General features: G+C 41.5%; 19 protein-coding genes. 15 read left to right on the plus strand and 4 right to left on the minus strand.

Annotated elements, in window-relative coordinates:
- The first annotated feature begins 262 nt into the window (after positions 1-262).
- Positions 263-1,546 carry an MFS transporter gene (locus tag DWB64_RS02995; RefSeq protein ID WP_129486704.1) on the plus strand — a complete coding sequence of 428 codons (1,284 nt, stop codon included), beginning with the start codon at positions 263-265 and terminating at the stop codon, positions 1,544-1,546.
- A gap of 43 nt (positions 1,547-1,589) precedes the next feature.
- On the opposite strand, the gene DWB64_RS03000 is transcribed toward DWB64_RS02995, so the two are convergent.
- Positions 1,590-2,180: an HAD hydrolase-like protein gene (locus tag DWB64_RS03000; protein WP_129486705.1), complete on the minus strand. Its 591-nt coding sequence runs from the start codon at positions 2,178-2,180 to the stop codon at positions 1,590-1,592.
- A gap of 204 nt (positions 2,181-2,384) precedes the next feature.
- Between DWB64_RS03000 and DWB64_RS03005 the strand changes: the two genes are divergently transcribed.
- From DWB64_RS03005 to DWB64_RS03070, 14 genes are all read left to right on the plus strand, one after another.
- Positions 2,385-4,079, plus strand: coding sequence for a LytS/YhcK type 5TM receptor domain-containing protein (locus DWB64_RS03005; RefSeq protein WP_129486706.1), 1,695 nt, complete (start codon positions 2,385-2,387; stop codon positions 4,077-4,079).
- The gene (locus tag DWB64_RS03010; protein WP_129486707.1) at positions 4,072-4,797 is read left to right on the plus strand and encodes a LytTR family DNA-binding domain-containing protein; all 726 of its coding nucleotides are present in this window, start codon (positions 4,072-4,074) and stop codon (positions 4,795-4,797) included. The genes DWB64_RS03005 and DWB64_RS03010 overlap by 8 nt, the downstream gene beginning before the upstream one ends.
- 123 nt (positions 4,798-4,920) lie before the next feature.
- Positions 4,921-6,339: a carbon starvation protein A gene (locus tag DWB64_RS03015; protein WP_129486708.1), complete on the plus strand. Its 1,419-nt coding sequence runs from the start codon at positions 4,921-4,923 to the stop codon at positions 6,337-6,339.
- A 253-nt stretch (positions 6,340-6,592) separates the two neighbouring features.
- Positions 6,593-8,242, plus strand: a complete 1,650-nt coding sequence (locus tag DWB64_RS03020; protein WP_129486709.1) for a M20/M25/M40 family metallo-hydrolase — start codon at positions 6,593-6,595, stop codon at positions 8,240-8,242.
- 21 nt (positions 8,243-8,263) lie between these two features.
- A complete protein-coding gene (locus tag DWB64_RS03025) occupies positions 8,264-9,607 on the plus strand; it encodes a pyridoxal-phosphate dependent enzyme (protein WP_164980205.1) in 1,344 nt (447 codons plus the stop codon).
- 144 nt (positions 9,608-9,751) lie between these two features.
- Positions 9,752-11,767: a sensor histidine kinase gene (locus DWB64_RS03030; RefSeq protein ID WP_129486711.1), complete on the plus strand. Its 2,016-nt coding sequence runs from the start codon at positions 9,752-9,754 to the stop codon at positions 11,765-11,767.
- Between the two features lie 18 nt (positions 11,768-11,785).
- On the plus strand, positions 11,786-12,280 hold the full coding sequence (locus DWB64_RS03035; protein WP_129486712.1) for a hypothetical protein: 495 nt from the start codon (positions 11,786-11,788) through the stop codon (positions 12,278-12,280).
- Positions 12,281-12,414: 134 nt separating this feature from the next.
- Positions 12,415-12,993: a non-canonical purine NTP pyrophosphatase gene (locus tag DWB64_RS03040; RefSeq protein ID WP_129486713.1), complete on the plus strand. Its 579-nt coding sequence runs from the start codon at positions 12,415-12,417 to the stop codon at positions 12,991-12,993.
- A 75-nt stretch (positions 12,994-13,068) separates the two neighbouring features.
- Positions 13,069-13,611 carry a GNAT family N-acetyltransferase gene (locus tag DWB64_RS03045; RefSeq protein ID WP_129486714.1) on the plus strand — a complete coding sequence of 181 codons (543 nt, stop codon included), beginning with the start codon at positions 13,069-13,071 and terminating at the stop codon, positions 13,609-13,611.
- Positions 13,612-13,635: 24 nt separating this feature from the next.
- Entirely contained in the window at positions 13,636-14,166 is a 531-nt protein-coding gene (locus DWB64_RS03050; RefSeq protein WP_129486715.1) for an AAA family ATPase, read from the plus strand.
- A complete protein-coding gene (locus tag DWB64_RS03055; RefSeq protein WP_129486716.1) occupies positions 14,160-14,936 on the plus strand; it encodes a GNAT family N-acetyltransferase in 777 nt (258 codons plus the stop codon). Before DWB64_RS03050 ends, DWB64_RS03055 begins: the two co-directional genes overlap by 7 nt.
- A 248-nt stretch (positions 14,937-15,184) precedes the next feature.
- Positions 15,185-16,339: a DUF362 domain-containing protein gene (locus DWB64_RS03060; protein WP_164980206.1), complete on the plus strand. Its 1,155-nt coding sequence runs from the start codon at positions 15,185-15,187 to the stop codon at positions 16,337-16,339.
- A gap of 142 nt (positions 16,340-16,481) precedes the next feature.
- A complete protein-coding gene (locus DWB64_RS03065; RefSeq protein ID WP_129486718.1) occupies positions 16,482-17,105 on the plus strand; it encodes a TetR/AcrR family transcriptional regulator in 624 nt (207 codons plus the stop codon).
- Positions 17,106-17,122: 17 nt separating this feature from the next.
- On the plus strand, positions 17,123-19,141 hold the full coding sequence (locus DWB64_RS03070; RefSeq protein WP_129486719.1) for an RND family transporter: 2,019 nt from the start codon (positions 17,123-17,125) through the stop codon (positions 19,139-19,141).
- A 76-nt stretch (positions 19,142-19,217) separates the two neighbouring features.
- Here the strand turns inward: DWB64_RS03070 and DWB64_RS03075 are convergent, their stop codons facing one another.
- The 3 genes from DWB64_RS03075 to DWB64_RS03085 form a co-directional block, all read right to left on the minus strand.
- On the minus strand, positions 19,218-20,180 hold the full coding sequence (locus DWB64_RS03075) for a helix-turn-helix domain-containing protein (RefSeq protein WP_129486720.1): 963 nt from the start codon (positions 20,178-20,180) through the stop codon (positions 19,218-19,220).
- A gap of 166 nt (positions 20,181-20,346) precedes the next feature.
- Positions 20,347-21,222 carry an AraC family transcriptional regulator gene (locus DWB64_RS03080; RefSeq protein ID WP_129486721.1) on the minus strand — a complete coding sequence of 292 codons (876 nt, stop codon included), beginning with the start codon at positions 21,220-21,222 and terminating at the stop codon, positions 20,347-20,349.
- A gap of 148 nt (positions 21,223-21,370) precedes the next feature.
- The gene (locus DWB64_RS03085; RefSeq protein WP_129486722.1) at positions 21,371-21,784 is read right to left on the minus strand and encodes a DUF1761 domain-containing protein; all 414 of its coding nucleotides are present in this window, start codon (positions 21,782-21,784) and stop codon (positions 21,371-21,373) included.
- Between the last annotated feature and the right edge of the window lie 172 nt (positions 21,785-21,956).

Raw genomic sequence — 21,956 nt, forward strand, 5'->3', positions numbered from 1 at the left:
TATGGGCATCTTCCCTCTTTTGCAACGTCAAGTAGTTAAAATTTTAACTTCATTTATAAATAACACAACTTAACTTTTCTAATCATTAATTAATTTAACTCTAACATTAATGATATTAATTTTATGCTAATATGGATTATCAAGTGCCGATGAGATGAAAAGGAGTGTTGAATGATGATTGAAAAGCAAATGGAAAACTACGCTGAGATTGCAATTAAAATGGGAATCAACTTAAACTGTATGAACAGATAAGGAGGCATTTATGTTTAACATGTTCACAAGCCTGTTCTCGCAATATAAAGGACTTTCGAGGTCAGTGTATGTCTTTTTCTTCGCGAGACTTGTAACGACGATGGGAGCTTTTATCTGGCCACTTCTCACACTTATCTTAAGTCGTAAAATGGGGTATTCCGCTTCGACGATCGCCCTTGTGAGTATCGGCGTAGGCGTATTATTCTTACCCGCTCAGATTCTTGGCGGAAAATTGGCTGATAAGTTCGATAAGAAGAAGATTATCATCATCTTCGACCTGATCAGCGTAACTTTCTTTATGACTTGCGCATTTATTGAACCGGGCAATCTGATGGTCATTCTCTTTATTCTCGCCGGCTTATTCGCAAACATGGAAGGTCCAGCCTTTGAGGCGCTGATTGCCGAGTCGACAAAACCTGCTGAAAGAGAGAAGGTTTACTCGCTCAATTACTTAGGTCATAATCTTGGTTATATGTTCGGCGCGGCAGTAGGCGGTCTTTTGTTTGAAAACTTTCTTAACCTGGCCTTTATTTTTGACGGTTTGACCACAATCACCTCCACCCTCATGATCATCATGTTAGTTAAAGTGATTGATGTACAAGCACTTGAAGAGCATGAAAAGAACGAGTACGAAGATAGCGAGGAACACGATGTTAAGCCATGGGCGATATTAAAGGAAAGAAAATCCATCATGGTCATGTTGAGTATCTTCTTCTTTAGCGCTTTTGTTTATAATCAATGGGGATTCGCGCTTCCGCTTTATCTATCAAGTCTTTTCGATACCGAGGGGGCAAGCCTATTCGGATTCATTTCGAGTTTCAACGGATTCTTGGTTGTTTTATTGACACCTATACTTACGAGAGTGCTTGATAAGTATACCGAAATACCAAAGATAGTTTTAGGTATCGGACTATATTCGCTTAGTTTCTTAATACTGATCAATAGTAATGCGGTATTTATCTTTTATGTGATGATCACCTTGTTCACTATCGGAGAAATCGTTACAACCCTTGGTGGTTCGCCGTTTATCAGCCGAAGGATACCCGCTTCACATAGAGGCCGTGTCAGTAGCATTATTGGAATTTGCTACATGCTCGGTGCGACTCTTGGCCAATTGGTGACCGCTTATCTTATCGACAACGTATCCTTCAACGCTGCTTTCGCATTGCTTACGCTTGTAGGGCTCACTGCGACAGTCATCGCAGGCATCAACTATAGGATCGATAAGAAGCAGTTCCCGAAACTCTATATGAAAGATAAAAAGACAGAGCTTCAAATGGAAGCTAGCAGTTAAGAAGTAAAAAACTAAGTCCAGTTTAAGTTGGACTTAGTTTTTTTTATAGCAACATCGATTCGATTTCTTTCCAGTTGGACACGACCGGACCATCCCAGCCGCCGTTATAGTTGGTCTCCTTGAATTTATACAATATTTTTCTTGATGCTTTGGTTGAGTGCAGGTTCTTAGGATGATCATCGATAAAGATAGCGCCTTCTTCCAGCATGGAGACTCTTGATTTTCCATACCCGTTACCGGACTGATCGATAAGGATGATGATCTCATGTACTTCTGGAAGATGTTCCTCTATCCATAAGACCTTCTTGGAGGCGTTCATAGGAAAGGCAGAAGTGCAGATGATCAGATTATACTTTTCACTTAACTTCTGGATGACTTCTTTTGCATCTTCATAGAACTCCAGATTGCTGAAGAATTCCTTTGTACCGTAGTAATCCTGGATCACCTTTCGAGGGTTTTCCTCATGCGTGTGAATCAGCGGACAAGTATACTTATACGTCCAGTCCCTATGTTCTCTCCAATTGGCCGGTTTGAAATCGGCATGGTCCTTGTACTGCTTGTTGTATATCTCGCAAATCGATTTATCTGAATTCACTATGGTCGAATCGAAATCTAAATATAAGTCTTTTTTCATGTCGTAACTCCTTAAATGATTTTAAATGCCGTCTGTACTGCTTTAAACCTATGTTTTATTCTACCCGAGGTTTGTAAAACTGTCCAATGAAATGAACCTTGTATTTTGTGAGTGGGTGGCATGTGAAATCAAAATTGTGTATACTGATTTCAAACAAAGCTAAAATGATGACTGTTGTCATAGATTGCTAAGAGGTGAAATATCATGATTGCTGAATTAAGCGCGGCGCTGCTCAATAAACTAGGTTATTTGATTCTATTCGGTTTTAGTATCACCAAAACAAAATTCTTTAAGAATTACTTGATGGGTACCCCTACAAGCAAATCCATAAAGATGATTATCGCGACGCTATGGGGTCTTTTCGGTGTTGTGATGACCTTGTGGGGCACTCCGGTTTTTGGTGGAATCGCAAACTCCAGAACGATTCCGATAGTACTCGCGGGCTTGTTGGGTGGCCCCTTTATGGGTTTTGTAGCCGGTTTTATCGCAGGATTTCATCGGATGTTCTTAACGGTGGGTGGTGAACTGACAGCAATTTCTTGTGGTATTTCAACGCTCGTGGCAGGTGTGGCCGGTGGACTTTTAAAAGACTGGATCAGAACCAAGGAGAACAAGGCCTATTATGGGTTTTTAATTGGAGTGGGTGTCGAAGTGATTCAAATGCTCATTATCCTAATGGTGGCAAGGCCATTTAATGAGGCCCTGCTCATTGTTAAAACGATCTTTTTACCGATGACGTTTCTTAATGCCGCAGGTGTCGCCATCTTTTTATTGTTTATCGATCAGGTGATCAAGGAATCCGACAATGCTGGAGCGGTTAAAGCACAAATGGCACTGAAAATAGCCAACAAGACGGTGCCGATATTCAGACTTGGATTAAACAATGAGACTGCTGAAAAAGCGGCAAAGACCATTTATAAATATGCTCAGGTGGATGCGGTCAGCTTTACCAGTACCAATGAATGTTTAGCCTTTATCGGGTCAGGAAGCGACCACCACTTGTCTGGGAGCACCATCCACACCAGTTATACAAAAAACTCCATTCAGAAGGGCGTATTGCTTGTTGCAAAGAAAAAAGAAGAAATCGGCTGTTCGACCGCTGACTGTCCACTTGGATCGGTAGTTGTCGTCCCACTGTTTTTAGAAGGCGTTGTCATCGGTACTTTAAAACTTTATAAAGCCAGAGAAAACGCCATGACCTCGAGTGACATTGAACTGGCAAAAGGATTGGGTGAGTTGTTTTCGACTCAACTTGCACTCAGTAAAATCGATGAGCAGGCCGTGCTTTTAAAATCGGCGGAAATCAAGACGTTACGCGCTCAAATACAACCCCATTTTCTCTTTAACGCCTTGAACACGGTGATGGCACTGATAAGGATCGATCCACAAAAGGCAAGGGAAGTACTGACTGATCTCAGCTATTTTTTAAGATCGTCATTTAAGCTTAGTGCTGAAAAAGTGACGCTTGAAGATGAACTCGAAACGGTGAAGGCCTATGTCAATGTCGAGAAAGCTAGGTTTGAGGAGCGTATCTCCATCGAGTATGATATCAACGCACCTCTTAGTCTTATGATTCCACCTTTGATGATACAACCGCTGGTTGAAAATGCGATCAAGCACGGTATCATCAACCGTCAATCTGGTGGACTTTTGAAATTGAGCATTTATTTGAATAAGGATGAGCTGACAATCAGTGTAGAAGACAATGGGAAGGGAATACCTAAAGACATTGTAGAATCGCTCAAAAGAAATCAAGAGCTTAGCGGAATCGGTCTAAGCAATATCAATCGTAGACTCATGAACCATTTTGATAGAAAATTACAAATTAGAAGTATGCTGAATTCGGGTACGAAGGTGAGTTTTTCGATTCCTATGGAAAAGGAGTTATCCAATGTATAAAGCGATATTGATCGATGATGAACGACCGGCTCTGCTTGAGCTGCACTATATACTGGCTAAGGATAAGCGCATCGATATCATAGGGATTTTTCAAGACCCTATAGAAGGAATCGCCGCCATTGAAAAGGAACAACCGGATGTTGTGTTTTTGGATATCCACATGCCTGAGCTTGACGGACTAAAATTAGCTGAGCGACTTTCTATCGTGTCTCCATGTGTCGAAATTGTCTTCACAACGGCCTATGATCAATATGCGCTAAAAGCATATGATACTGCTGCGATCGACTATGTGCTTAAGCCCTATGATGAAAAAAGACTTCAAACGACGATAGACCGTTTGATTGAGCACTTAAACCAGCACAAGGAAAAGAATCAGAACAATTGCTCGCTCACCAAAATACCTGTTTGGAATAACGGGGTCATAAAATTGATTTCGATTATGGAGATCAACTATTTTTACACGAACGACAGCAAGACTTTTCTAGTCACCACAGGTCAAGAGTATGAAATTTCACAGTCGCTGAAGAACATGGAGGACTTGCTGAAAAGCCATCCCTTCATGCGGACTCACAAAAGCTTCTTAGTGAATCTTACGATGGTTCAAGAGATAATACCATGGTTTAACGCAACCTATATGTTGATGGTCAAAGACGAAAAGGAGCAGATTCCTGTGAGTAGAAAACAGGTCAAAGCACTTAAAGCGTATTTCAATCTTTAATGTCCGATGTTTTTAAAGGGCGGTTTACGTCATTTAAAGTTTGAATTCATGCATTTAAGGGATAATCGAATCTTATTTAACAACCATTATGATACGCTTCTTCATGAAAGGGGCGTGTTTTTTATGATATCATTTTTAGTTTCAGTAGCCGCACTCATTATCGGCTATGTAGTGTACGGAAGTTTTGTAGAAAAGGTTTTTGGTGCGAATGAGGCAAACGTTACCCCAGCTGCAAGGCTTACCGATGGGGTCGACTTTGTCGAGATGGATTGGAAAAAGATCTTTCTGATTCAGTTTTTAAACATTGCGGGACTCGGTCCTATCTTTGGAGCTGTTGCAGGTGCATTATGGGGTCCTGTCGCCTTCATATGGATTGTTCTGGGATCTATCTTTGCAGGCGCGACTCATGATTATTTTGCAGGAATGTTGTCGGTTAGACATGATGGTGAAACCATCGGAGAGATCGTCGGACATTATCTTGGTTTACCGGCAAAAACAGTGATGAGAATCTTTAGTGTGATACTGCTTGTTCTTGTAGGGGTTGTGTTTATCAATGGTCCTGCCGGTCTGCTTCAGAATATGACTGGTATCAACAAGTATGTATTTTTGGCTGGAATTATTGTTTATTACTTACTAGCAACTGTATTGCCCGTTGATAAGCTCATCGGAAAAATCTATCCGATCTTTGGGGCAGCATTAATCTTTATGGCAATCGGAATCATCGGTGGAATTTTCTTAAAGGGTTACACGATACCTGAAATCACGATGAGCAATTTGCATCCCGATGCGAAATCAATCTTCCCGTTCTTATTCATAACAATCGCTTGCGGAGCGATCTCGGGATTCCATGCGACTCAGTCTCCATTGATGGCAAGATGTATGAAGAACGAAAAAGAAGGTCGTCGTATTTTTTATGGCGCTATGATTGCAGAAGGTTTGATCGCACTTATCTGGGCCGCTGCCGCAATGGCGTTTTACGGTTCACCTGAGGCCTTGCAAGCTGCAGGACCTGCCGCTGTCGTTGTTGGTGAAATATCTACTTCACTACTCGGTTTGGCTGGTGGAATACTGGCTGTTCTTGGAGTTGTTGCCGCACCTATCACATCTGGTGATACGGCATTTAGAAGTGCAAGGCTTACAATTGCAGATGCAATTCGCTTAAAGCAAGATAAGATTGTCAATCGATTTATCATCGCTGTTCCTTTATTCGCAATCGGTACCGCACTATGTTTTATCGATTTCACGATTATTTGGAGATACTTCGCATGGTCCAATCAAACGCTTGCGACTATCGTATTATGGGCTTCGGCGGTATTCTTGGCACAAAATAAGAAATTCCACTGGATCTGCTCAGTACCGGCAACCTTTATGACCGCCGTGGTGACGTCATACATCATCATCGCACCTGAAGGACTCAAGCTTGGAATGAACCTTGGTATGCCGATTGGACTAGCTTGTGCCGCACTTTGTCTTGGATTGTTCCTGTCAAAAGTAAAGACAATGGGTCAAAGTACAACGGAATCAGAATCAATCGCTTCTTAAATCATGTCTTTGTGAATGTCGATCCTATGGATGCGATTTAACAAAATTGACAGGTTATGTTATACTATAGAAGTGAAGTAGATGTTCTGAGTAACCTTTCTTAAGGAAAGTCTGAAATTAGCATCATAAAATTGATTAAGAACTGGGGTCTGCATAGGTTCAAATTGGACATGTGCTATATCGAAAAGATATAAGTTATTGTATAACTAAGGCACTCTAACTCTTTTAAAGGGTTGGAGTGCCTTTTTTTAATATGGAGGTGGTCAAGATCAATAAGGAATTCATTAAGTCTGTTTTTTATCAGTTGGTATCCATACGAAGTGATAGCAACTCGGAGTACGAGAACATCATTGAGGATAGTTTGCTAAGAATCATCGGACAGATCGGGTATTTTAAGGACAACAATGAACAGTTTGGTTGTTATCAATTGTCTGAGGATGTGTTTAACAGGTCTGTCGTATGGGCGCTATTGAAAGGCGAGTCAGATAAGATCATTGTGCTTGTCAATCATCATGACGCTGTAGATACTGCGGATTTCGGTAAACTCAGTGATCTGGCTTTTAGACCGGATGATCTGAAGGCCGCGACAATACTGAGTACTAAAAATCAAAAATTGATTGAAGAGCTTGAATCGGATAAGTGGATCATCGGGCGAGGGACTGCTGATATGAAAGGCGGTGTTGCCATTCAATTAGGCGTACTCGAACACTTTGCCTCGCTGAATAAGACAGAATGCAATATTTTGTTTTTATCCGTTCCGGATGAGGAAACCTTGTCTAAAGGCATGTTGGCGGCGGTCAGCTTAATGGATGAAATCAAAACCGAGCATAAGCTGGAGTATCAGATCATGATCAATTCAGAGCCCTATTTTAATTTGATTAAGGAAAAGGACATCATGCATCAAGGTTCTGTCGGTAAGATAATGCCTGTGATCTATGTAAGGGGAATCAAGAGTCATATCAGCGATCCGTATTCAGGGATGAATCCGAGTCTGATTCTTTCAGAAATACAACGAAGAACCGAACTGAACCCATCGCTATGCGATGTTCAGGGATTTGACGCGTCACCACCTCCGATCTGGATAAATCTGAAGGATCGAAAGAAGTCATATGATGCCTCGATTCCTGAGGCGGCTGTAGGGTATTTCAACTGGTTGACGTTTTCTAGAAAACCTAGCGATGTCATCAAGAACTTGAAAATGATTTCGGAACATTCCTTGATGGACGTCATCATCAAGCAGCAGCAGTCGTACGATGCGTTTTGCATGATGAACCATGAGGAATCTCATAAACTTGAATACGAAGGTGAAGTACTGGTATTTGATGAACTGTTCATGGCCGCAAAAGAAAAGGGCGGGGACAGTTTTATCGAGCAGTACTCGACACGCCTGTCAAGCGTTAAGGAAAGGTTGGAGAACAATCAGATAAACCTGCCGGATGTCACTGTGGATCTCATCGAGTTTGTCGCGGGATATCTGGATATTCAGGGACCTGCTGTGATTATCGGTATTTCCGGTCCCTACTATCCCCATATCACAAACGAACTGATCAATAATGGGCAGCGGTACGAGCTTGAAAAGAGAATCAGTAAGATAGCCGCAGAGAAATACAACATTACCTATCAGTCCAGTAATTACTTCATGGGCATGTGCGATCTTAGTTATGCAGGCATTATAGGCCAGCAGAAGGATATAGATGCGATTAAAAACAATAGTCCTGGCTGGGATATCGTCTACAAGATACCTTTCGAAAAAATGAAAAAACTTGAGATGCCCGTGTTAAACCTTGGCCCTTGGGGGAAGGACCTTCATAAGACGACAGAACGAGTATTTGCAGATGATGTATTTGAACGGATTCCCAATATCATGGTGGATCTGATCATGGAAATAAAGGATATTGAATAGTTGATGTACAAAGGAGGAAACATGTTAAAAAGTGGGAAAACACCATTGTTGAGAGCAAGAAAGCTAGAAAAATTGTTTGACGTAGGAGAAATCTATTTAAAACTTGAGGGGCTTAACCCTACCGGTCACAAGCTGGACAGGATTGCTGAAATACTGATAAAAGACACCATCGCACATCGCTTCAAGAAAATTCTTGCGGACGGTTCACTTAATTTTATCAATGCGTTGACTTATTTTGCTGAACTTGAAGAGATCGAAGTGATCATACCGATTTTTAGAAATGAACGATGGAAAAACAAGAAAATCAAAGGATTGCTCCTGGACTGCAAGACAATGGAGGTTTCTGATAAATACGAAGCCTATGTCGAGCTTGCAGAAAAAAACGACTGCTATCTTGCGGCTGAAGGATATAGCAATACGCATATCAGTCAAATGATCCTGGAAGAGCTGACCTATGAAATCACTCAAAAGATCGGCTATGAGATAGACACGATATTTACACAGTTTTGCTATGGATATACGGTCACAAGCATCTATAACTCATACCTGAAGGGGTGGTTAAAGGGGAGTGTCTCGAAATTCCCTCAATTGCTATGCGGTACTTGGCATGATTTCGACAAACTTTACGAGTATTATTCCAAGCCGAAGAATAAACTTCATAAGGGCACCGATGCACCAGATAGGGATATCACGGTCAGCAGTAGCGTATTTCAGGATGATAAGCTGTTGATTGATTCCTATAACGCAGTCACTGAGACGAATGGTGAAATCATCAAGGTTTCAGAGAACAGGCTTAAGGAAAGCACAAGACTGCTGAGAAAGCATGAGCAAATCAATGTATCACAGCAAGATTCCTACGCATTTGCCGCCTTTTATGAACAGGTGATCAGTGGAAAGTTAAAAAAGGGTAAACATGTCATCATACTGAATGAAGGAAAAAGCAGCGTAAAGATCGAAGACATGAAGGAATCTGTTGAGTTTAGCAAAGAGGAACTCGTGGAGTTTACAAAAGACTGGTTGGCCAAGTATTCCGATTCGACACAGGAGACAGCCGACGCAATCAGTAATGCGACTGAAAAGGGCTTCATTCTGATGGCTTCTAGAAACAACGAGTATGAAGGGATCTGCATTATCGTAAATACAGGCTTCAAAGACTTTATCCCGTCCTATCATCTTGCGTATATCGGAACTGATAAGGAAAGTGGCGGTAGAGGTGTCGGTACCGAACTGATCAAGAGAGCGATCGACCTGACTGATGGAAATCTATCTTTGCACGTCGATCTTGATAACAAAGGCGCGAAAAAGCTATACGAGAAGATGGGATTCAAGCATTGCTACAATAGAATGCTATATAAAGGTGACTAAATTTACTGTGGCTGTATCACTTATACTTGCTAAGTTATAAGTGATACAGCTTTAATATTATCCATTTTAGTTATTAATGATACGTTTGATTTTGCTTATATATAAAATGAAGTGGTACAAGTAGAATAGACGGGGAGGTTCGTAATGAAATTTAAAACACTACATACTAAGCTAATCACTTCATTTGTCGTTATTATTATAATCACCATTATTTTGGTATTATCCATAGTAGTTTTGCAAGTCATATCTCAAACGCGGGCCGATTATAAGATTGCCATTCAAAAGGAACTTCAACTGATTGAAAGAAATGTTGAGCAGTATGCGAATAATATTGCTGCAAATACCCGGATGATTGCGACCATGCCCCTTATCAGGGAGGCCGACAGCCGTATAACCACTTATGTGGATAAGACAGGAGTGGATGGAAAAGTTCCGATGATTCCGCTGGATGGTACACCCTATGAAATAGAAGTATATCAAACACTCAAGGCTTTTCAGGAATCACACCCATCGGTTAAAAATGCCTCACTTGGTGTGGAGGAAAACGGTGGCTTCGTCAAATCTCCACCCAGTCCTCGATTTGATGGATATGATGCACGTTTAAGGGACTGGTATAAAAAAGCGTTAGAGCAGCCTGGAGAAGTCGTGCTCTCGAATATCTACACCACTTCTAGTAACGAGAAAGTGGTTTTAAGTGTGATGAGTGTCGAGGACGATAGGGGATCGATGATTGGTGTAGTCACTATCGATTTTGATTTGAAGGATTTATCTGAAGCCGTAAAAAGTGCTGTCATTGGGCGTAACGGGTATATCATCATCACAGATACACTGGGTAATGTGTTAGCTCATCCGAGGCATAATGAGCTTATCGGAAAACAAATTGAAACCATCGGACTTGGTGAATTCGTCTATGATACTGAACTCATAGAACAAGAACATATCGTAAAAAGTGATAATAGAAATCGGTTGATTGTGCAAGTAACTCATTCGCAGCTTTCTGAGCTGCCTCTTAGCTACGTCATCGTAGTCGATCGCAGCGAGTATTATAAAAGCAGTATTATCATAACTCAACGAGTCTTAAGCCTACTTTTCCTATTGATCTTGCTTGCAGTTTTATTCTCAAATTTCTTAGCTAATCGTTTGACGAAACCACTTTTGGAGTTAAGCAGATTCTCAGAAGGGATTACAGAAGGAAATCTGAAAAACAGGATTGAAATGATACGAGAGGATGAATTCGGAAGACTCGCTGAAAAATTCAACACAATGGCTAGCGCACTTGAAAACGCGAAGCTTACACTTGAAGAAAAAGTGAAAGATAGAACGACTGATCTTTTGATTGCGAACGAAAATCTGACAAGTATCAACGAAGAACTTATGGACACGCTGCACTTGCTTAAACAGACCCAGCGACAACTGATTGTTGCGGAAAAACTGGCAGGATTAGGAACATTGGTTGCTGGCATCGCACATGAAATCAATACGCCACTTGGGGTAGCGATTACCTCAAGTTCGTATGTGAGTGAACTTATCAAGGAGTTGGACTATCGATTTACTAATAAGACAATTGATAGAAAAGGAGTGGAAGACTTACTTTCAAAATCAAAAGAAGCGCTGGATATCCTGAATAGGAACCTGGAAAGATCTAGTGACTTGGTTTTCAACTTTAAACAAGTAGCCATTGACCAGTCTACTGAGGAAAAACGTCGCTTTAATGTGCGAACTTATGTCGATGAACTGTTGATTGCCTTAAAACCACATTACAATTTAGCGCATCACGAGCTGGTAGTAGACTGTCCTAGTCAACTCGAAATTTATACAGTACCTGGAGCGCTCGCTCAAATAGTGACGCAGCTTATCTTAAATGCGGCTGCTCATGGATTTGCCGATACCGAAGCAGGTAGGATTAACATACGTTTCTTAGTGGAAAGTGGAGTATTTCATATGTCTGTTTCGGACAACGGAAAGGGAATCGATTCAGAGAAGGTCAAACGTATATTCGATCCTTTTTATACGATCGACCGCTCTACAGCCGGGACAGGACTAGGACTTTACACGATATTCAATATTGTGACACTTCAGCTTAATGGCCAAATAAGCTGTAGTAGTGAACTGAACAAAGGTACGACTTTTGAAATCAATTGGCCGTTAGATCAAGGATAAAGATGAAAAAGGATTCTTATGATACTTAACAACCTGAAAGCGCTGATTATTCATCTGGCAGTCTGTCTCGTTTCAATAATAATCTACCGTATGTTTCACTCGGTTCAGATTGATTGGGTAAGTGCTCATTTCGAGCAGCGGCATCACCTTATCATGATAGCGACTGCTTGTGTTTCAGTTTTAATTGCGATAAGCCTCTATTATATTTGCGCAAATAGGCTACTGGCAAAGCAGGACAGCCTACCAAAGGCGTTCATGTCAACAGGGTTTGTGGCAGCTGCTGGAGCGGTATTCTGGCTGAATGCGGTCAGTTTTAACTTTCTGAGCGTTGGAGGGACGATCTTCAACTCAAAGCTCTGGATGTTTTATGGCTTTTACAATATGCATTCCTTTTACTTGATTGATGAGTTTAGTATTGAGAATGCATATGTGCTGCTGATTTTTTCTCTTTTACCGAGTGTTGCTATGGGCTTTGGTTTGCACCACAAGAAAAAAGAGATTAAACAATTATAATCAAATGTATCTGACTACCCCTAAACATTATTATGTTAGTATAATGTTTAGGGGTAATTTTATTGATCGATACAAGCACTTAACACCTAACAGCTGAAAAGCTGAAGAGGTTAAGTTTTTAAAGGGGTACTGAAATGAATAAGACCATAACCTTTGTAACTACCAACCAAGGAAAGATTGCATCAGCCCAGCAGTATTTAAAATCGACTATCGTGCATGCCTTATCGGCAGAACTGATTGAGCCGCGCACGGATAGTGTTAGAGAAATAGCCAAAGAGAAAGTACTTCAGGCATATGCGCTTGTCAAGGAGCCTTGCATCGCACTTGACGCAGGATTCTTTGTTGACGAGCTTAGGGGGTTTCCTAGGGCGTATGTGAATCCGATGTTAGAAACCATAGGGATAGAAGGCATGATCAAATTGATGGTGGGTGTTTCCAATAGAAAATGCCACTTCTTGTCTTGCCTTGCGTACTACGACGGGGCTGAAGTCAGTTTTTTCGAAAGCGTGTCACCCGGTACCCTGTCAGAATCGATTAGAGGCAAGGATAAGGCATCAAAATGGTCGGATTTATGGTATATCTTCATTCCAGAAGGTTATGACAAGACGCTTGCTGAGTTTACTGCAGAGGAACATGAGTTTTACAGTGACGATTACAACCGTAAAGAACCGTTTTGCTTTAAGAAATTTGCGGATTGGTTTGAAGGGGATTAGACAGATGCGTTTTAGAGGGCTGGCACAAGGCGCAGCTACTACGCGAGTATTATTGTAATTAGGGGAGGCATTAGGATGTTAAGTGAGGGGTTTATAATCAAGGAACTGAAGTTGAATGAAGTGGATAAGATGAAGGATATTGATGCTTCTCAGTATATCGGTAAGGCTTGGCGAGAAGTTGAGGGTGAGAGGCGGTTGGTGGATATCGACTATTTTGATCCTACATGGCCCAACGGCTATGAGTACCATTTGGATCATTTGAAAAACACGATAATGACTGGTGGAGCTGCCTTAGCTGCTTTTGATAATGACGGCACCTTGATCGGTATCGGGACTTTAGAGAAATCACTCTTTGGAAAGCGGTTCAAGTATGCGCTTTTGGACCAGCTGTTTGTCACTAAGAACAAACGCGGACTTGGCATAGGCAAGTTGCTGTTTGATGAGCTTTTGAAAAAAAGCTTGGAATTCGGTGCGGATAAGATTTACATATGCGCGGGGTCTGCTGAGGAGACGATTGCGTTTTATAGGCAAATCGGCTGTGTGGACTGTGTGGAAGTGCAGGCTGAACTGTACGACGGCGATCCGAGGGATATGCAACTTGAGTTTGTTGTGAAATAATTTTGTTAGGGAAAGGAAGACATCATGAAAATAATCATCATTGGAAGCCCGGGTAGCGGTAAGTCTACTCTTTCAAAAAAACTTAGTGAAGCACTTAATCTTCCACTGCTTCATCTGGATAGAATCTACCATATCGACAACCACAGGCAGATCACACGAGAAGCCTTGATGAATCAGGTTTATGACTTTGATCACAAGAATGAGTCTTGGATCATTGATGGAAATTTCATATCGACTGCAGAAAAAAGAATTGAGCTCTCTGATACCATCATCTACATGAAACTACCGACGGACATTTGTTTAGAGAACATACATAAGAGGGCTATAGAGTACAAAGACAAACCTAGGTCCGATATGGCACCAGGATTTAAAGATGGTCCTATGGATGATGAGTTTGTAAGCTTTGTAAAAAACTTTAGCAAAGATACCAGCCCCCTGATTGATGAGCTATTAATCAAGTATGGTGATAAAAGAATAATCATTGTTGAAGAGATGGGTAAGGCTGATCAAGTCATCGAAGAACTGATGAAGATCAAAGAGAGGGATGAATGTTAAGAGCGATAGATGAAACAAGAGCAAATGTTGCAAGGTTATTCGAGAGGGAGAACTCGACAATACTTAAGTCATATTTAGAGGGGCATATGGGCGAGGCATGGGTGGATCGTTTGGATAATCCAACAGCTGCCCAGGTCAGAGTGGATATTTTCACCTTTTATGCCGGTGATGTGAACTCGCCGTCCAGTCAGGAGATGATTCGGAATTTAGGCGAGCACAATCTGATTGTGACAAAGCAGGAGGATTGGAAACGCGAGATTGAGAAAATCCACCTTGAAGCTGCTAAGTTTCCAAGGTATAGCTTTCATCAGGATCCAAGCGTTTTAGACCAGGAAAAGTTGCGCTGCTTTATCAAGGAGCTACCTAAAGAGTATGAGATAAGACCGATAGACAGGACGGTGCTTAATGATCCTCAACTTGAAAGGGTGATGATCCAAGTGATTCAGTGCTTTGATTCTGTAGACGACTATCTGAAGAGAGGTTTTGGCTACTGCATCTACAAAGGCGATGTGCTCGTAAGTGCCGCGCTGCCATTTAGTATTTACAACAAAGGTGTTGAAATAGATATAGCGACCCATGAGGATTATAGGGGCAAAGGTCTAGCAACGGTCACAGCGGCCGTGATGATGCTCGAATGCCTTAAGCGAGGATTATACCCTAACTGGGATGCTGCAAATGAAACGTCCTACAAACTTGCTCTAAAACTTAGATATGAGTTTGATGAGGCATATGATACTTACTATGTGAATGTTGGTTCTGATAATGAGTAGCGAGAAGTAGTTTTAAATTCTCGGTGTGGTTTAAGAGACTGTTTTCTTGAAAACCACACGGAGAATTTTTTATTGCAAGGCTTTACTGGATTAGCCTGGTCTGCATGAATCAAAGGTCACTTAAGAGGGCTACCACGAGGGTAGCGACTACGCGGGATTATAGTTTTGGGGAGTAATGAGTGGGATTTGTGGGTAATAGATTTGTAGACTTAATTGAGTAACTAATCTTTGTACAGATGAGGTGTCCTATGAGTGATGTGTATGTTAGTGATTGTGAATCTTATGATGTTTTGCTTATGAAGCGTGTGATTCAAGATACGGTGGATGAACTTGGCGGATGGGACAAGTATGTCAGAAGCGGTCAGAGGGTTTTACTGAAAATCAATCTGATTGGACCGAAGAAACCTGAACACGCTGCGACTACTAATCCTGAATTTGTGCGTGCAGTTGGGCAGTTGCTAAAGGAGCATGGTGCTGATGTTTATGTCGGCGACAGTTCGGGTGGAGCGATTGCCGGAATGGCACCTACCAAGAAAGCCTTTGTGACTTCTGGTATTCAGAAGATTGCTGATGAAGAGGGATTCACGATTCTTAACTTTGATGAATTGGGACCGGTTCTTATTGAGGACAAAACGAATTATACGAATGACTTATACATCACAAAGGCTTTTAGTGAAGTGGATGTGGTTATCAATTTACCCAAAATGAAAACGCATTCGATGGGGATCTATACCGGTGCTGTGAAGAACCTTTTTGGTGCAGTCGCAGGGTTAAGAAAAGCAAAATACCACAAAGAGAGTCCAGATCCTCTTCAGTTTGGCGAAGTCCTTGCGGATATTCATATGGCGATCGACAACATGCCGCTACATCTCATGGACGGGATCGTAGCGATGCAGGGTGAAGGACCCACAGCAGGTGATCCATATGCTGCTGGTAAGATACTGATCAGTGAGGACCCCTTAGCACTTGATAGGGTGTGTATTGAAATGATGGGTATTGAAGCAGAACGTGTAAGTATTTTAAAAGCGAGTATCAAGAGAGGCATTGGAACTTTTGATAAGAGCAAGATCAATGTGCATGGTAACGCCGATAGATTGGAGGGATTTACACTGCCAAGAAGATACTCTCAGAGCAAAGTCGTCGATTATTCAAAAGTGAAAGGTGTGATCGATTTTTTCAAGGCTGTGCCTGTGGTCAACCGTAAAAAGTGCGTCAACTGCAATTCCTGTGTCGACGGGTGCCCAGTTAAGGCGATTGACAGGGATACCAAGTTCATTAACTATGATTTGTGCATAGACTGCCTTTGCTGTCATGAGCTTTGTATGATTGAAGCGATCGACCTAAAATCGGATAAGAAGCTTGTGAATGTGGTTCGGGCGGTATCCAATATGTTCTACAAGTGAGCTTCAAATCGTTATGGATATCTAGTAAGCGTGTAAGAAGTAAAAATGACCGGCAGTACAAATTTGACCATTTTATATGGTCTTTTTTTGTGTTAGCATTAACTTACCAATTGGAATTGAAGTCCTTTGAAGGGTGGTAAATATGTATTCAGAATTGTTGATGAGTCGATTGTTAGCATGCGAGTGCTGTGAGTTAAAAGAAAAAGCGCGAACGACTAAACATGCAATATTAGTTGCAGCGCTTGAGCTTTTCATGGTTAGTGGTTTTATGAAAACTCCTGTCAGAGAAATCTGCGAAAAAGCGGGTGTGGCCAAAGGGACTTTCTATCTCTATTTTGAAACGAAAGAACATGTGTTATCAACATTGTTTAGCCTACTGAATTTGGAGTTCGATGGCTTAATCGCTTTGTTGGATGTTACAGATCCATCACTGGATCAACTAGACCTGATCATAGATAAATCAGTGATACTGATGGAAAAAGAACAGAAACTGCTGAAGTTCATGCATAGTCCTGAAGTACTCGTATTTGTCGGTGAAGATGCACCGAATGAGCTGTTTTCATCGATGGAAGATGCAGTCCAACTTTGGTTGGATGCTGCTATTTCAGTGGGTGTGGTTTCTAGCAACATTACGATGTTATCTATGGAGCTGGTGTTCAACATCATACATGATTCTTTGGAGAAGGCGATGATCTATCATTATCCTTCCACGATACCCGTAGTTGCAACGGAGCTCAAAAAACTAATAAGAAGCATGCTGACCTGACCAGAAAGAAGAGGGTTATGGGAAGAATAGCGGTCAAGTACGGCAAATGGATATTGGTAGCTAGCGTGATCCTATTGGTGATCAGTATCCTACTAAGCAGTCGGTTGCAGATGGTTACAAATTTTACGAATCTAATGCCGAGTGAAAACTTGGTGCTCAAGGCTCAATTGGACTTTGAGAATACCTTTGGTTTAGGTGAAAGGGTCTATGTTGTTTTTGAAGGTTCCAAAGAGGAACGTCACACCGCGATTGACGCGATAAAAGAGAGATTTGATCTTACTACCAAGGTGGTAGACTATTATGCGGGTAATGAAACTACTGATGGAGTGTTGGCCTATCTGGATTCTGCTAATGGCACGACTACGATGGTCATTGTAGAACCTAACATTGATACGAATGAGTTTGCAAAGTCACGAAAGGATTTTTTCGACTATCTACAAAGTACTATTTCGGAGCTGGAATCCGGTCAAGATTCAGGGGCGCTTCAGATCGGTTTTACCGGCGGAAACTTTGTACAGGATGATGAAGCCGATCGTGTGATGGAAGAAGGTATCTTCGGAACCTTGTTTTTAACGCTCGCAGCCATCATCGGCTGTGTAGTCATCGCCTTTAAGAAAGTGAAGTTACCACTTGCCCTAGGTTACCCGCTATTCTTTGGGGTTGCGTTGACTGCTGCAGTAGGTTATCTGATCTTTAGCGAGTTCAATCTATTTTCTGTGTTCTTTGCAGTGGTCCTGTTTGGACTTGGTATCGACTTCGGGGTACATTTGTTAGCCAGGTATTTCGAAGAGATAAAGCTTGGAAAGTCGATTGAAGAATCAATCACTACAGCGATTAAGACAACAGGAGCCAGTATTGTAATTGGAGCCTTAACAACAGCTGGAGCATTCTATTCATTCACCTTTACAGAGTTTAAAGGCTTTCAGCAAATGGGGACGCTTGCCGGTACAGGAATTCTTATTCTGGCGATGTCCATGTTGATCTTGGTTCCGTGTATGATACCGATACTGCACAAAAGCAAGCTGTCGGAAGCTACTTCAAAACAAGTCAACGACTTGCCACAGTACAGTTTAAAAGTTGTCGCTGTTGTAACGGTTATCCTTATCCTTGTTGGCGTTTGGGGAACCGGTTCACAAAAATATACCTTCAATATGCAAGAGATTTACCCAAAAGAAATGTCATCGACAAGGTGGCAGGCAAAGCTTGAAAAAGCATATGATACGAGACTTACGGATTTGACAGTCAAAGTCAAAGGGGAATCGGTTGTACATGAGCTGGTTGAGGTACTTGAAAATAGAAGTGATATTGAAGAAGTCGTAAGTGTGTTTACTTTTCTGCCAGAAGGAATGACGCTAGAACAGGCACTGCCTTATCTGCCTGCTGTTCTCAAAGACCAGTACATCGCCAATGATGTGTACAGGATTGATATAAAGAGCACTGGAGACATTTGGGATAGAGCATATTATAATGAGTTGAACCAAGTGGTAGCATCGATAACCGGTGAGCAAATTGTTGGATTTTCCGCAATCATGATTGCTTTGGGTGAGGTCGTTATTAAGGATGTAGTATCTGTAAGCCTCTTATGCTTGGCGGTCATCGTTGTTTTACTGGTGTTGCTTTTTAGAAAACCAAAGTATGTCGTCTTAGCCTTTGCGCCAATGCTACTTTCGACAGTAACTACATTTGGTCTAATGCACTTTTTGAGTATCCCGCTGAATATAATCAGCATCGTTGCTTTTCCAATGATTATTGGAATCTCGATTGACAGTAGCGTTCATTTGGTTCACCGACTGACTCATGAACCAAGCGGCATATCTGAAACACTTAAGGCTATTTCACTAACCGGGATAACAACCATATTGGGATTTGGCGCCTTAGCGACAATCAATCACAGGGGATTGTCAAGCTTAGGGGCGACAGTCGCTCTTGGGATGTTAATTTCACTTTTGGTCAACATCTCTGTTTTCGGGATCTTAGGAGTGAGATCGAATGCTGTAGAAAGTAAGGATACAAGCGGCAGCGGTGCTGTAGCGTAAAGTATGATAAATATGTTCTTTAACAGTAAAAAAACGCCTGTAACGAAGTGAAGAATCACTTTGCTACAGGCCTTTTCTATAAGCAGTCTACAGGGATATAGATATTCATGACGGTCTTTTCACCTTCAAGAACTTCTTCAAGACAATGCGCCTTTTCTAGTCGCTTGCAGTCCTCTTCTGCAAAGTCGTGTGTTTCAAGCCAAGATACAAGCGCTCTGAATCCGCCTGGAATTCGTTCGAAGGGATCGACAAAGGGTTCTTCAATGGTGAGCGTCGCATAGCGGTAACCGGGGATATCCTTGACACAGATCTCACCGCCGCCATAAGTAAACGCATCGCCCTCAAGTTTATCCAGTTCTTTCTCATCTACTGCCAACCAGTATTCATAGCCTCTGAATTCTGTCATATCTGGACTTCCTTCGACAGGTACGTCGAATCCGAACTCTCGGTTTACATTCAAATGATACTCCTGTGCCAGTTTTTTCAGGCGGGTAATCACTTCTTCTTCGGGTTCGTTGCCGAATGCGGTTGTGCTGATGACCTTCATTCTATCAATTTTTTCATAGCGTACATCACTTAAATAACTTTTCATCGCAAACACTCCTTTTGCTCTTATTAGAGCCTCAACTTTTTCATGCCCTGGTACCTGATAGGAGCATATCTTTTCTTCGTCTAGGGTGAGTTTTAAGTCGTAGACATTCAGTTTTCTACTGAGTGGCACATTGTTGTCCCTGTAATAGCTTGGTGATTCACCAAAGCTATTTTTTATCGCACGAGAAAACGAGCGTTCGCATGAGTAACCCAGATCGAATGCGATATCTATGATTCGCATGCCTCTTTTGAGTTGGTTGATTCCATAGACAAGTTTTCGTTTTCTGGTGTATTCAATTAAAGACATGCCCGTATATAGGCTAAACATGCTATTCAGATAGTACTTTGAAAAACCGATATGATTTCCTATCGTTTCTAAGTTTAGTGGCTCTGTTATGTTCTCTTCAATATAGTCGACAGCTGTCTGTAAATAATCGCGCATATTCATTTAACACCTCTTTAGTGGATTAATCCTTAATCTAATCATACTCCATTATACATTATCTTACAGGACATTTTGAGCGGTTTTGATTTTTTTTTATGATGCGTAGGTGGCGAGAATTAATTTGAAAGTAAAAACAGTCCATTGCACTTATAAATGCAATGGACTGTTTCTATTTCACTGAAATGTAATAATCGATGGTTTGCTTGTCCCTATTGATGACCTCGAAGTCAGATTCCTCAGTAAGCTCAAACCCTGAATTAGGAAGCCAAATACCGTCGATATAGTCATAGACACTACTCTCGAGTTTCATGCCGTTTAGCGTGTTTTCTGCAACATCATAATGGAAGACCGCATATTTTGCTTGTGGAAGCACCTTTTTAACCATGCCGGCAGGCACTTCTGAAGTTTCTGTAGGAACCTCGACACAGTAGTAGTAGGTGTAAGTCAACTCATCGTCGTCTTTATCCATATCTTCGACCAAGTAGTCGTATGCGGCGTAGTAGAACTCCTTATTGATGCGATGTGTGATAGCGCTGCTTTTTGTGAGCATTTCGTCTCTAGTTGCCTTTAACTGTTCAAACTTCTGTTGTTCTGGTCCAGTGATGTGTTTTTTAATTCCGACCAATGTGATGCTGTCTTTACAAATGATTTGTGGTTTCATTGTTTCATCTCCTTTAGTTTGTTTGGAAAGTAGATGAACTTTTTCGAATAGGATTGGCTCGATCAAGGCTTTTCTCATTCTACGTGGAGGAGCGCCGTAGGCGGCTTTAAAAGTTCTTGTGAACACTTCGTGGGATTCATAACCGTTCTCGAATGCGATCTCAGTGACACTTTTATCAGTGGTCACTAAATCGTAAAGAGCGTTACTCATGCGTCTCTTTCTGACATAATCCATGACGGTGTAACCGACCATGGCACCGAATATACGGTAGACATGCGGCACGGAATATCCGGTGACGCTTGCAATGTCCTTCAGTTCTACCGTTTCCTTTAAATGCGCCTCGATGTAATCAATGGCTAATTGCATGCTTTCGTAATAGCTCAAACTGACCTCCTATCTACTTTCTGATTAAATCATACATGAGATGTGGGGAGTATACTTGACGATTCTTATCAACCTACAAAAGCAATTAAAATAGCAGTATGACCTTATCGGTAATACCGCTATTTTATCACGTGAATTCTATAAAATGCTAGCTGATCAAAATATAGAGGCTAGTCAGTAGACCGTAGACCACTAGATCGTAGCCATGATTGATTATCCCTAGCTTTAGCGTTCGGTTCTCAAATCCCCAATTCTTTATGATTGTGGATAGATCCGTACCTAGCCAAAGAATTACTGTGAGCAGCAAACCGTCGACTACATTAGTTAAGTTCAAATTGACTACTAAAAAACCAATTGCATAACTAGTGATAAGAGCGCTAAGTGCTGTCAGACCATATACTTTCCCCATTTCGTTACTTGACTTGCTGATATCCTCTGCTGCAATGTTGGCCTCTTTCATCCAGGGCTTGGCAAATAAGAAGGATGAGTACCAAAGCGCTCCTAAGCCCATATTCACTAGCATGCCAAGAACCAATGCAAAAATATTTACCGAAAATGTCATTACTGTTCACCTCAATCAATTGTATTATTAAAATGCGCCTTTTTCTTTCATAGCTAACTTTTACCCAAGTATTGCTAATTTACCCCTTATGGCAGATTTATTATCGTAGCAGACCATATTTATTTCATCGTCTAGGGTGGGTTTTAATTCGTAGACATTCAGTTTTCCACTG

The sequence above is a fragment of the Fusibacter sp. A1 genome (genome assembly GCF_004125825.1).
Lineage (GTDB): Bacteria > Bacillota > Clostridia > Peptostreptococcales > Acidaminobacteraceae > QQWI01.

What these genes read in the sequence shown, in the direction of transcription:
- DWB64_RS03055 (WP_129486716.1), top strand. Translation starts at nt 14,160, where the DNA reads ATGTTAAGAGCGATAGATGAAACAAGAGCAAATGTTGCAAGGTTATTC.
- DWB64_RS03060 (WP_164980206.1), top strand. Translation starts at nt 15,185, where the DNA reads ATGAGTGATGTGTATGTTAGTGATTGTGAATCTTATGATGTTTTGCTT.
- DWB64_RS03020 (WP_129486709.1), top strand. Translation starts at nt 6,593, where the DNA reads ATGGAGGTGGTCAAGATCAATAAGGAATTCATTAAGTCTGTTTTTTAT.
- DWB64_RS03015 (WP_129486708.1), top strand. Translation starts at nt 4,921, where the DNA reads ATGATATCATTTTTAGTTTCAGTAGCCGCACTCATTATCGGCTATGTA.
- DWB64_RS03050 (WP_129486715.1), top strand. Translation starts at nt 13,636, where the DNA reads ATGAAAATAATCATCATTGGAAGCCCGGGTAGCGGTAAGTCTACTCTT.
- DWB64_RS03075 (WP_129486720.1), bottom strand. Translation starts at nt 20,180, where the DNA reads ATGAATATGCGCGATTATTTACAGACAGCTGTCGACTATATTGAAGAG.
- DWB64_RS03045 (WP_129486714.1), top strand. Translation starts at nt 13,069, where the DNA reads ATGTTAAGTGAGGGGTTTATAATCAAGGAACTGAAGTTGAATGAAGTG.
- DWB64_RS03035 (WP_129486712.1), top strand. Translation starts at nt 11,786, where the DNA reads ATGATACTTAACAACCTGAAAGCGCTGATTATTCATCTGGCAGTCTGT.
- DWB64_RS03070 (WP_129486719.1), top strand. Translation starts at nt 17,123, where the DNA reads ATGGGAAGAATAGCGGTCAAGTACGGCAAATGGATATTGGTAGCTAGC.
- DWB64_RS03000 (WP_129486705.1), bottom strand. Translation starts at nt 2,180, where the DNA reads ATGAAAAAAGACTTATATTTAGATTTCGATTCGACCATAGTGAATTCA.
- DWB64_RS03065 (WP_129486718.1), top strand. Translation starts at nt 16,482, where the DNA reads ATGTATTCAGAATTGTTGATGAGTCGATTGTTAGCATGCGAGTGCTGT.
- DWB64_RS03030 (WP_129486711.1), top strand. Translation starts at nt 9,752, where the DNA reads ATGAAATTTAAAACACTACATACTAAGCTAATCACTTCATTTGTCGTT.
- DWB64_RS02995 (WP_129486704.1), top strand. Translation starts at nt 263, where the DNA reads ATGTTTAACATGTTCACAAGCCTGTTCTCGCAATATAAAGGACTTTCG.
- DWB64_RS03040 (WP_129486713.1), top strand. Translation starts at nt 12,415, where the DNA reads ATGAATAAGACCATAACCTTTGTAACTACCAACCAAGGAAAGATTGCA.
- DWB64_RS03025 (WP_164980205.1), top strand. Translation starts at nt 8,264, where the DNA reads ATGTTAAAAAGTGGGAAAACACCATTGTTGAGAGCAAGAAAGCTAGAA.
- DWB64_RS03085 (WP_129486722.1), bottom strand. Translation starts at nt 21,784, where the DNA reads ATGACATTTTCGGTAAATATTTTTGCATTGGTTCTTGGCATGCTAGTG.
- DWB64_RS03005 (WP_129486706.1), top strand. Translation starts at nt 2,385, where the DNA reads ATGATTGCTGAATTAAGCGCGGCGCTGCTCAATAAACTAGGTTATTTG.
- DWB64_RS03010 (WP_129486707.1), top strand. Translation starts at nt 4,072, where the DNA reads ATGTATAAAGCGATATTGATCGATGATGAACGACCGGCTCTGCTTGAG.